The sequence below is a fragment of the Herbaspirillum sp. GW822-FHT03A08 genome, assembly GCF_058801885.1.
This window is the reverse complement of the sequence record NZ_JBXANR010000003.1, coordinates 148536-159723: the sequence shown is the minus strand read 5'-3', so window position 1 is coordinate 159723 and position 11188 is coordinate 148536. Positions and strand designations below refer to the sequence as shown.

The window sequence follows — 11188 nt, the reverse complement described above, 5'->3', positions numbered from 1 at the left end:
CATGCAAGCGCTACACACAACACTACGGCGGCCCCCGCTGGCCCGATCAGGTCTGCTGGCTTGTGCCGCACTCGGCATGTCGCTGCTGTCGTCACCGGCGCGTGCCACTGCCGAATACGCCCTGCAAAGCGGTGTGAGCTGGTATCGCATCGACAACCCTTTCATGTTTCCGAGCAATAGCGACAACAAGCTGAAGACATCGGACTCGGCCTGGTCGACAGACATCCGCGGCGCTTTGTTTTTGCCGCTGCCGACCGAGCGTACCAATCTGCAGCTGACGGCATCGATATCGCAGATGCATTACGGCAGCTCATTCGGCAACTACACCGATCTCAACGGCAACGGCCCTTACAATCTGAACCAGGCCAAGAAACAGTTCGAAGGTATCTACACCTGGGAATTCAGCGACCTGCTGCGCGGCCGCCTGCGCCATCGCAGCGATGATCGCCTGTACAACTACTTCGGTGGCGAAATCGCGCCGAGCGCGACGACACCGCCGCGCGGCATTTCCAACGTCGAACCGGAGTTTCCGCATATCCGCGAAGACAATGTCGAAGTGGCCTATCGCGTCACCAATCGGTTCGACGTGCCGCTGACCTGGACCCAGCAAACCCTGAGCTACATGATTCCGGGACGGGTTGAGATGTACAACATGAACAGCAACGCGATCCAGGCGGCAATCCGCTACACCGCCGGCACCAAGTCGACGCTGTCGGCGGGCGTGCGCCGCAACCGCGTCGGTTTTCCGAATCGCACGGCGCAGGATATTGCGGACTTCGACTCGGGCTATACCGACACCGAGTTCTTCACCGACGCTGCGTGGCGCTATACCGAGAACACCGTGTTCATCGCCCATCTCGGTTCCATCGCGCGCCACTTCAACACGCTGCCCAACCGCGACAGCCGGCTGGTGTCCGGCGAGCTGGGAATCGACTGGCACTATTCGGCCAAGACCACTTTCTACGGCCGCATCTGGGATCGTCCTCAAGCCAATGACGAAGCCGACAGCCGTCTCTATGTAATCACCAAAGGCGTACAGGGACGTGTCGTGTGGCAAGCCACGCCGAAAACACGTGTGTCGCTGCTGGCCTCGCTGGAATCGCAAAAATCACAGAACTTCGCCACCTCGCAGATCAGCACGCCGACCAGCGGCGACGATCAGCTGCTGCGGCTGGGTTTCCGCTACGACTATGACATCACGCGCCGCCTGGCCCTGCGCGTGGATGCCATGCGTGAGCAGACCACCTCCAAATCGGGCGGCAATATCGACTATCGGCGCAGCACCGTGCAAGTCAGTCTGAACTACACCTTCGACAACATCACCGGACCGTTCAACTTCGACAACCAGCAAGGCTATAACCGCGCGCGCCAACAAATTGAGGATCTGCGATGACGGCCAGCACCGGCATGAATACAGCGGCAAGCGCCCGACCTTCATTCGACTACATTCCCGGCCTCGACGGCTTGCGCGCCTGCGCTGTGCTGCTGGTGCTGGTGGCGCATCTGGGATTCAGCACGGCGATCCCCGGCGGCTTCGGCGTGACGGTGTTTTTCTTCATCAGCGGATTGCTTATTACCCGCTTGCTGCTGGCTGAGCACACACAGAATGGCCGCATCGCTGTAGGACGGTTTTATGTGCGGCGCTTGTTCCGGCTATATCCCGCGCTGGTGGTAGCGGTCGCTCTGGCGGCGCTGGTGTTCAGCGCAGCCGGCGGCATCATGGGCTGGGGCAAGGTGTTTTCGGCCTTGTTTTACTACGCCAACTACTACGGCATCTACATCCACTTCGGCCAGGGCCGCGACGGCTTCGATCCCTTCAGCATCTTGTGGTCGCTGGCGGTGGAAGAACAATACTATCTGGTCTTCCCTTTCATCTGCGTTGCGCTGCTGGCCGGGACCGCCAATCTGCGCCGCTTCTCCTGGGCACTGGCGGCCAGCGTGGTGCTGGTGCTGGTATGGCGTGTGATCGTGCACCGCAACGGCGGCAGCAGCGATTACATCTACATGGCGACCGATACGCGCATCGATTCGATTCTTTATGGCGCGTGGCTGGCGCTGATTCTGGCCAACGATACGCAAAAACACTGGCGGCGCTTTTCGGCCAGCCACGTGGTGCAGGCGGTGTGCCTGCTGCTGCTGCTGGCGTGCTTCGTGATTCGCCATCCGGGTTTTCGCGACACGCTGCGTTACTCGCTGCAGGGGCTGGCGCTGATGCCGTTGATGACCGCGATTTGCTTCACCTCGTCGGTGACGCCTTTAACCCGGTTGCTGGAAACCAAACCGATGCGCCGCGTCGGCGGCTGGTCGTATTCGCTCTATCTGTATCACCCTATCGCCATCGTACTGGCGGAGATGTGGTGGGGTCCCGGCAGCATTGGCCCGCAGCGTATCGGCTGGCAGGCTTTTCCGCCCTTTGCGCTGACGGCGGTGCTGCTATCATTTGTATTCGCCGTAGCGTCTTACCATTTTGTGGAGAAACCGTTCTTGCGCTGGCGCCGCCGTTTTGGCGCGCACGTGGTCGACAACTGATTGACGAGTTGACATCATTGCCATCGCTACCGGAAAACACTCATGACCGATTCCGCGTCCAAACTTGCCCTGCGTATCAGTCGCCGACTGTCCCAGCATGCCTTCCGCAACCTCCTGCCGCTGCAGGCGGAGACCGGCGTGGTCAGCTTTACCTTCGACGACGCACCCGCCTCGGCATGTGAAGCAGGCGCACACGCGCTGGAACACCATGGCGTGCGCGGCACTTTCTACGTTGCCGGCGGCCTGACCGGGGGCATGGAAGAAGGCAAGCCCTGCCATACCCGCGAACATCTGCAAACCCTGCTGGCCAACGGCCACGAACTGGGCTGCCACAGCTATTCGCACATCCGCTGCGACAACCTCAGCGCCGACGCGCTGGAAGCAGAACTGGACCGCAACGCCGCCTTCCTCGCCGAACTGGGCGTGGATATCGGGACGTTGAATTTTGCCTACCCGTTCGGCGCGTATGCCTACAACGCCAAGCGCATCTGCAGCAGGCGCTTCCGTTCCAGCCGCGTCACCGGCGGCGGCACGCATGAACAGGTCGCGGATCTGAACGCACTCAAGACGCACCGCCTGTATGACCTGCCGGTAGATGCCGAAAATTACGAAACGCTGCTGGAGCGCACTGCGCGCAGCAAAGGTTGGCTGATCGTCAATACGCATGATGTAGAAAGCCCGCCGAGCCGTTTCGGCTATACGCCGGATCGTCTGGAACATGCCGTCGCTGCCGCGCTGGCCGCAGGCTGCAAGGTGCTGCCGGTAAATGCAGCTATTGATTATTTTGAGAAGAGCGCTGCCCGCGCAGACGCCTGACCAGACTGCGTAGACGCTCATTGTTGCGCGCCTGCGCACGCAGTTGCCGATAAGCTTCGCTCAGCGCCACCACGATCTTGCCGCGCAGGCTGTGACCTTGTTGACCGGCATACAGCGGCAACATATGATCGGCCCACTGCATCTTGTAGCCTTCATCGCCCACGGTCAGATCGAACACCGCCAGCCCTTCTGCGATGCAGTGCTGGACCACGGCATCGAGCAAGATACGTCCCACCGAATAGCGTGCCCATTCGCCGTCCTGATAGCCCGGCATGAGCCAGTAGAAACGGCTGCCGTAGCGCATGCCCCAATGCGTCGCCACCAGGTTGTCGTCGACATACAAGGCCGACACGACGATCTCGCCGCCGGACAAACCCTGCGCCGCAAGATGCTGATAAAAGTCCAGATAACCGGGTTCTGCAAACAGATCGCGGCTGCCGGTTTCGTTCCAGCGCCGCGCTTTCTGCTGCGCCATCCCGGCGGTCACCGCTGCGCGCTGATCCGGCGGTGCGTCGATCAGCAACTTCACCGTACCGAGTTCGTTGAGACGCCGTAATTGACGACGCGTGTCGGCAAACATTTTGGCGCTGCGGGCTTTCTGGAATTCGGCATAGGTCGGCGTCAGCGTCGCCGCATGCGCCTGCTCGGTATGCTCCATACCGAGCAGCGAGACCATCGGATTGGCAACGCCTTCCACATGCAAGGGCATGCGCCGGACGCGGAAGACGTCGACGCCGCCCAGCAAGCGGATGATGACCGGCCACAATGCAGCAAAGTATGAGGCATCGAAATCGGGATGGAGCAACGGCGCGTTGTAGTCGGTGATCTCGCCGCCGAGGAAACCCGCATAGCGAATCCCCTTCTTGCGTTGACGCCCGAGTGGCAGCAGCATGAGCGTGCGGTCTTCCAGATCCGTCAGCTCGACGATACAGACTTCCCAGCCCTGCCGCGCGCCAAGATCACGCTGCCAGGTCGCCAGCCAGTCGTAGGCCTGAAAGCCGTAGGCTGCGCATGCTGTCTGCGCCGCGCGCCAGCGCATCTCGCTGTGTTCGAAAGAAGAGTGAACGCGCACCGCCGTCCCCGCAGCAAAACGGCCGGCGATATCCGGCGCCAGTTCGCTCAGCAGGTGTCGGGCGACTTCATGAGACATATTCAATATGCAGCTTGGCAGCGTCGGTAGATTCAATAAGCATTGCGGTCTTTGAACACCACCAGCACGGTGCGCAGGATGATCTTGAAATCCAGCGCCAGCGACCAGTTGCGGATGTAGTAGAGATCGAACTCGATACGGCGCTGCATCTTGTCGAGCGTATCGGTTTCGCCACGCAGACCGTTGACCTGCGCCCAGCCGGTGATGCCAGGCTTGACCTTGTGCCGCAGCATGTAACCCTTGACCTGCTTGCGGTACAGCTCGTTATGCTGGACCGCATGCGGACGCGGACCGACGATGCTCATCGAGCCTTCGAGTACGTTGAAAAACTGCGGCAACTCGTCCAGCGAGGTCTTGCGCAGAAAACGTCCGAACGGCGTCACGCGCGCATCGCCGACGGTGGCCTGCTTGACCTCACCGTCTTCCTGCGGCAGCGGATCGTTGCGCATGGAGCGGAATTTGGACACCACGATGCGCTGGCCGCCGACGCCGTATCGCATCTGACGGAACACGATCGGTCCCGGCGACGACAGCTTTACGCCTATCGCGATGACGAACAGAATCGGGCTCAGCAAGAGCAAAATAACGAACGACAGGATCACGTCCACAAAGCGCTTGAGCAGCCGCGTCACGCCGATGAAAGGCGTCTCGTAGGCCACCAGCACCGGCGTGCCGGCGATTTCACCATATTGGATGTGACCGAGGCCGAACATCTTGGAGTCCGGCACGAAATAGACCGACGACACCGAGTCATGCAAGGCATCCACGACGGGCGCGATATCGCTGGCGCGTGCATGCACCAGGCCGACGAAAACAATGTCGACCGGATTGTGTTCGATCCAGGTGATCGCTTCCATCAGGCTGCCCAGCCGCGGCAGTTCAGAGCCCACGCGCTGTGTTCCCTGGCGGTTGTCAAAAAAGCCCAGCGCGGTAATGCCGAGCATCTTCGACGTCTGGAAGGATTCGGACAAGCGTTGCGCATCTTCACTGAAACCGACGAACACCGCCGTGCGGCGCTGCCCCTTGGCGGTGTACAGGCGCAGCGCCCACCAACGGCACAGCAGCGATGTCAGCGCCAGCGTGAAAGGCGTCGCCACCAGCCAGATCGTCATCACCACGCGCGAAAAGTCTTCGCCGGTCTTGGTCAGGTAGAGCGACAGCACCACCACGAAGAAGGTGCCTATCCACAGCCGCACGATGGTGCCGAAGTTATGCACCATCATCGACGAGTTCTCGACGGCGTAGCGGCGCGGATCGCTGAAGACGATGAAGCCGACCACTCCGGCAATGGCGGCCACAAAATGAAATGTCGAAAACGCCGCCCATTGATAGATGGCGACGCAGATCTCCAGCGTCAGGATGATCGTAAAGGCATAGGCTGCGCCGACGGCAAGCCCGAGCAAGGTAGTGTGATGGTTGCGCTTGTCAGAGTAAAAGCTCAATGGCCGCTCCCTGTCGTCTTGTTGAGTTTGATTGTACGCTGCTGCTTCCGCTCGCGGCGCAGCAAACCGGCGAACTTCGAGCCCTGCACGATGTATCTGCGCCACAGACGGCGCGGCTCCGAAGCCAGCCGCCAGAACCATTCCAGCCCGGCTTTCTGCATCCACAGCGGTGCGCGCGACTTGAAGCCCAGCGCGAACTCCATCGCCGCGCCGACGCACATCACCACGCCCGCCTGCATCTCGTCCTTATGCGCAAACGACCAGCGCTCCTGCTTAGGCATGCCGAGGCAGACGAACACGACTCCCGGCTTGCACGCATTGACGCGACGCAGCGCTTCCAGCCCTTCCGCCCCGGCAGGATCAAACTGCATCGAGGGACAATACATCTCGACCTGCAGACCCGGGTAGACGCGCGCAAAGGCCGCTGTGAGCATGTCTTCCTGCCCAGGCATGCCGCCGATGACAAATACCGGCACCTGCTGTCTGGCGGCCGAGCGCGCCAGTTCGACGAACAGATCCGATCCCGTCACGCGTTCCGGCAGCGGCGCTTCGCTCATGCGGCTGGCCCAGACCAGCGGCATGCCGTCGGCGAAGATGTAGTCGGCCTGTACGTAGAGCGAGCGAAACTGAGCATCGGCATCGAGTCGCACCACATGATCGACATTCGGCGTGACGACGATCGCAGGCGGTCCCTCGCGACGTTCAGCGAGCGTCATCAGTTGATGCGCAGCCTGGTTGAAACTCGCAGCGCAGATATCGAGTCCGAACAGATGGGACGTAGGGAATACAGTCTGTTTTTTCATCCGTTCCAGCGCAGAAAATTAAACAAAGATCAATTTAATCGAATGAAATTCAGGATTAATTTGATATCATTTTAACAATATTATGAAACGCGTACTTGTTGTTTGACATGAGTTTTCTGATTAATTCTTGATTTGACTGCGCGGATCGGACAGCATAAGCAGAACTGGCCGCTATCTCAATCCAATTTACATCTCACAAGATAAGCACAAGGACGGTACCATGCAAGGCACTATGCAAGAACACCGACAGCAGCCACTGGAACCGGTAGAAGCGCCTCCCGCCGTCAATCCGCGCATTGTCCCGCTGGTGATTATTTCACCGGTACGGGACGAATCCAAGTATCTGCGCCTGACCATGGATTCCATAGTGGCCCAAACCTGCCGTCCGGTCGAGTGGATTCTGGTGGATGACGGTTCAGCCGACACCACGCCTGACATCGTGCGCGAATATGCGGAGAAATATCCCTTCATCCGCCTGGTGCCGCGCCAGAACCGCGGATTTCGCAAACTGGGTGGCGGTGTTATCGCCGCCTTCAATTTCGGCGTCGAGCATATCGAGAACAAGGATTACCTGTACATCGCCAAACTCGACGGCGACATGTCGTTCGGCCCGCGCTATCTGGAGCATATGTTCCAAAAGCTCGACGAAGACCCCAAGCTCGCTGCGGTATCGGGCAAGGTCTATCGTTTTGAAGACGGCCAGTACATCGAAGAAAGCCACATCGACGAACAGGTCGCGGGTCAGTTCAAGCTCTACAAACGCACTGCCTTTGAAGACATCGGCGGCTTCGTCCAGCATCTGTCATGGGACGGCATCGACGTCCACACAGCCTGGATGAAAGGCTGGAAGACCTTTTGCTACTACGATCCGCAAGCATGGCTGTGGCATCACCGCATCATGGGTTCGTCAGACAAGCATATCTACGAAGGACGTCTGCGCTGGGGCCGCGGCAACTGGTACATGGGTTACCACCCGCTGTATGCCATTGCCACCGGCATCAACCGCATGCGTGAAAAACCGGTCGTCATCGGCGGCCTGCTGATGATTTTCAGTTACTTCTGGTCGGGACTGCGCCGCCTGCCGCGCTACGAGAATATGGAATTCCGGCGCTATCTGCGCCAATGGCAGATGGCGCGGCTGAAGAATTTCATTCTCGGCAAAAAATAAGAACCACTCACACTCAGGGATTTTATGGTGATGCTGACGGTCTTCCAGGCTGATCAAACCGTTGACGTCTGCATTGTCGGCACCGGCCCGGTTGGTCTGGCGCTCGCGCTGGAGGCGGAGGCGCGCGGATTGCAGGTGCTGATGCTGGAGTCCGGCGGCGCCGAACACAATACCGCGACGCAGGAATGGTCGCGCGCCACAGTGCTCGATGAAAAAGCCCACTCGCCCATGGAGCTGGCGTCCAACCGCGCGCTGGGCGGCAGCTCATGGCTATGGGGCGGCCGCTGTGTGCCGTTTGAGGCCATCGATTTTGAAGCGCGCAATTACGTCCCGCACTCCGGCTGGCCGTTCGCGCTGGAAGACATCGCGCCGTGGTACGCCAGGGCGGCCGACTATCTCGATTGCGGCAAGGCCGAATTCCGCAAGCCGCCCGAACGCTGGCCCGGCATGGCTGAAGGCGAAGGCGATATCGAACTGTCGCAGCTGGAACGCTGGGCCAGGCAGCCGAAACTGGTGTCGCGGCTCGGCCCGCGCGTCATGGCCTCGCCGAACATACGCATCCTGTTCGATGCCACTGTCACCGGCCTCTCCTTCGACGACAGGGAACAGGAAGTCAGCGCGCTGCAGGTCCACCACAAGAAGATGCCGATTGAGGTCCGTGCGCGGCGTTACGTCCTCGCCGGCGGCGGCCTGGAAACAACACGCCTGCTGCTGTCCGTACAGCAGATGCATCCATCGCTGTTCGGCGGCATCGGCGGGCCGCTGGGGCGGTATTACATGGGACATATCTTCGGCAGCATCGCCAGCATCGCGCTGAACCAGCCCGACGATTTTGCCGATCTTGATTTTTCTGCAGATGATACCGGCACCTATGTGCGCCGGCGATTCACCGTGTCGGAAGAAGCGCAACGCCGCGAGCATGTGCTTAACACGTCGTTCTTCGCTGATAATCCGGCGTTTTATGACGAGCGCCATCGCAATCCGACGCTGTCGATGGTGTTTCTCGGCCTGTCGATTCCGGCAGTCGGACGACGCATGATTTCGGAAGCGATCCGCCTGCGCCATGTCGGTCCACCGCCTTATCGCTATGGTGCGCACGTGCTGAATATTCTACGCCGGCCATGGCAGGCGGCGACCGACATCATTACCATCCTGCGCCTGCGTTATCTGTCGCCGGTACGCAAGCCCGGCTTCGTGCTGCGCAACCAGGGCGGCACCTATGCGCTCAACTACCATGCCGAACAGATCCCGAATCCGGAAAGCCGCGTCGTACTGAATCAGGAGCACGATGTCCATGGCATGCCGCGCCTGACAATCGATTTCCGCTATCTGCACGACGACGCCGAATCGGTGCTGAAAGCGCATGCCATCCTGGATACCCAACTGCGCGCATCCAACAAAGGCAAACTCGACTATCACCGTCCCGAAAGTCTGCGTATCGGCCATGTCATGGAACAGGCCACCGACGGCTTCCACCAGGTCGGCACCACGCGCATGCATGACGATCCCCAGATGGGCGTGGTGGATCGTGATTGCCGCGTACACGGCATGGCGAATCTGTATGTGGCGTCGAGCAGCGTCTTCCCGACCACCGGGGAAGCCAATCCTACTTTCCTTGCGGTGGCGCTGGCGGCGCGTCTTGCCGCGCATCTGGCTGACGAACTTGCAGGCCGGAGCAAAGATCTTGCGCCTGCGCAGGCAAACCAATCCCCTCGCCCCCACCCATCCTCGCCGTCTTCAACAGGATCCACTCGCATGCAGTCCATTCGCATTCCAGGCACGACGCTGGACGTCACTCGCCTGTCTTTTGGCACCGCCAGCCTGCATCACCTGTTCAAGCCTCAGCAGCGTCAGGCTTTGCTGACGGCTGCGCTGGATGCAGGTTTCACGCATTTCGACACCTCGCCCTACTACGGCTTCGGCCTGGCGGAAAAGTCACTGGGTGAACTCCCCACCGCCGACTTGCAACGCATTACCATCGCCAGCAAGGTCGGCCTGTACGGCCCGAACGGCGCTAGCCCCAGCGTGCCGGAAATTCTGTTGCGCAAGATTGCCGGCAAGGCCTTGCCGGCGCTGAACAAACCTGTAGTCGACTGGAGCATTGCGCTTGCACAGAAGAGCCTGGAAGACAGTCTGCGCCGGTTGCGCCGTGGCTGGCTGGACATTCTCTTCCTGCATGAACCGGTGCAGACGCTGATCCAGACCGAGGAGTGGCAGCGATGGCTGGAGTCGCTCGTGCAATCAGGAAAAATCCACCATTTCGGCATTGCAGGAGAAGCACCGCTGATCGCCGCCATGCTGGATGGCAGCCCGTCGCTGACGAACATCGTGCAGGTGCGCGATAGTCTGGATAAACATCAGGCGGACGCACTCTTGCGCCATCAGCGCACACTGCAATTTACCTATGGATATATGGCGGGCGGTACGCCGCAAGGTGCGGATGGCGCGGCAGTGTTGCGAGAAGCATTGCAACGCAATGCGACCGGCTCGATTCTGGTATCGACGCGCCGTGTGGAACGCGTGGCGGCACTGGCGCGGGCTGCGGAATAATTGTTGATCGGATTCGTCGAAGCACTCAGACGGTCCGCGCGACGTCCATCACCAGATACTGCGCGGCGGCATCGTAGCTGCCGATCTTTTTCAACAACGCGGCATCGGCTTGCGGGTAGTCCGAAAAACCACGCCGGCGCCAGTAGCCTGCCGAATCGTTCACCGCCACCAGCGCTGCATGGCTAACCTGCATCGTCACGGCATGCAGCCTGATCAATTCCACCAGCTTCCCACCCAGCCCGTGTTGACGCGCTGCGCCGTTGAGCGCTACGTCGTGCAGGTAGAGGCAATCAGCCTGCGGCGGTAAAACACGCAACAAGGAATTCAAGGCCGGCGGTTGGCCCAGCCTGGCGGGATGCGTGATGGCGTAGCCATGCACCCGGCCCTCGCCATCGACGGCCACCCGGCAGCCTTCGGCGAATAGCCGCAGGCGCTCGGCGAACACTTCCGGCGACTCAGGATAATCGGGATGCACTTGCTCTGCGATGGCGACAACTGCCGAAAGATCATGCGCCTGCATGGCACGCCAATTCATGACTGAATTCGCGCCTGAATTCGCATCTGAGTTCGTATTTGAGTCAGCGGTCGTTCTTGCTGTCGTCGTCATTGCAAGCTGCTTCCATTCAAATTCAGTGATATTGTTTTCTCACTGTCCGAGAAAAGCTGGACGCGTGCTGGTCGCGTAAACGTCAATAAGCTGCCGACGGCAGCTTATTGGTAGCGATAAAGA

9 protein-coding genes are annotated in these 11188 nt (G+C 60.1%); 5 read left to right on the top strand and 4 right to left on the bottom strand.

Annotated features, from left to right (window positions below; genetic code table 11):
* Position 1: 1 nt before the first annotated feature.
* The 3 genes from AC1RN6_RS09850 to AC1RN6_RS09840 are packed head-to-tail and all read left to right on the top strand — an operon-like array spanning position 2 to position 3345.
* Positions 2-1393 carry a hypothetical protein gene (locus tag AC1RN6_RS09850; protein WP_493004988.1) on the top strand — a complete coding sequence of 464 codons (1392 nt, stop codon included), beginning with the start codon at positions 2-4 and terminating at the stop codon, positions 1391-1393.
* Positions 1390-2529, top strand: a complete 1140-nt coding sequence (locus AC1RN6_RS09845) for an acyltransferase family protein (protein ID WP_493004986.1) — start codon at positions 1390-1392, stop codon at positions 2527-2529. The genes AC1RN6_RS09850 and AC1RN6_RS09845 overlap by 4 nt, the downstream gene beginning before the upstream one ends.
* Before the next feature lie 42 nt (positions 2530-2571).
* Positions 2572-3345, top strand: a complete 774-nt coding sequence (locus AC1RN6_RS09840) for a polysaccharide deacetylase family protein (RefSeq protein WP_493004985.1) — start codon at positions 2572-2574, stop codon at positions 3343-3345.
* Here the strand turns inward: AC1RN6_RS09840 and AC1RN6_RS09835 are convergent.
* From AC1RN6_RS09835 to AC1RN6_RS09825, 3 genes are read right to left on the bottom strand one after another with little or no spacing between them, the layout of a single operon-like run.
* The gene (locus tag AC1RN6_RS09835) at positions 3302-4495 is read right to left on the bottom strand and encodes a GNAT family N-acetyltransferase (RefSeq protein WP_493004983.1); all 1194 of its coding nucleotides are present in this window, start codon (positions 4493-4495) and stop codon (positions 3302-3304) included. The genes AC1RN6_RS09840 and AC1RN6_RS09835 overlap by 44 nt on opposite strands.
* Before the next feature lie 32 nt (positions 4496-4527).
* Positions 4528-5937 carry an undecaprenyl-phosphate glucose phosphotransferase gene (locus tag AC1RN6_RS09830; RefSeq protein WP_493004981.1) on the bottom strand — a complete coding sequence of 470 codons (1410 nt, stop codon included), beginning with the start codon at positions 5935-5937 and terminating at the stop codon, positions 4528-4530.
* Positions 5934-6740, bottom strand: coding sequence for a WecB/TagA/CpsF family glycosyltransferase (locus AC1RN6_RS09825; protein WP_493004979.1), 807 nt, complete (start codon positions 6738-6740; stop codon positions 5934-5936). Before AC1RN6_RS09825 ends, AC1RN6_RS09830 begins: the two co-directional genes overlap by 4 nt.
* Before the next feature lie 220 nt (positions 6741-6960).
* Here AC1RN6_RS09825 and AC1RN6_RS09820 point away from each other — a divergent pair, with 220 nt between their 5' ends.
* Both AC1RN6_RS09820 and AC1RN6_RS09815 read left to right on the top strand, forming a co-directional pair.
* Positions 6961-7908 (top strand): glycosyltransferase family 2 protein, encoded by a 948-nt coding sequence (locus tag AC1RN6_RS09820; protein ID WP_493004977.1) that lies wholly within the window; start codon positions 6961-6963, stop codon positions 7906-7908.
* Between the two features lie 30 nt (positions 7909-7938).
* Positions 7939-10458 (top strand): aldo/keto reductase, encoded by a 2520-nt coding sequence (locus AC1RN6_RS09815; protein ID WP_493004975.1) that lies wholly within the window; start codon positions 7939-7941, stop codon positions 10456-10458.
* A 25-nt stretch (positions 10459-10483) separates the two neighbouring features.
* Here the strand turns inward: AC1RN6_RS09815 and AC1RN6_RS09810 are convergent, their stop codons facing one another.
* Positions 10484-10993 (bottom strand): GNAT family N-acetyltransferase, encoded by a 510-nt coding sequence (locus AC1RN6_RS09810; RefSeq protein ID WP_493004973.1) that lies wholly within the window; start codon positions 10991-10993, stop codon positions 10484-10486.
* Between the last annotated feature and the right edge of the window lie 195 nt (positions 10994-11188).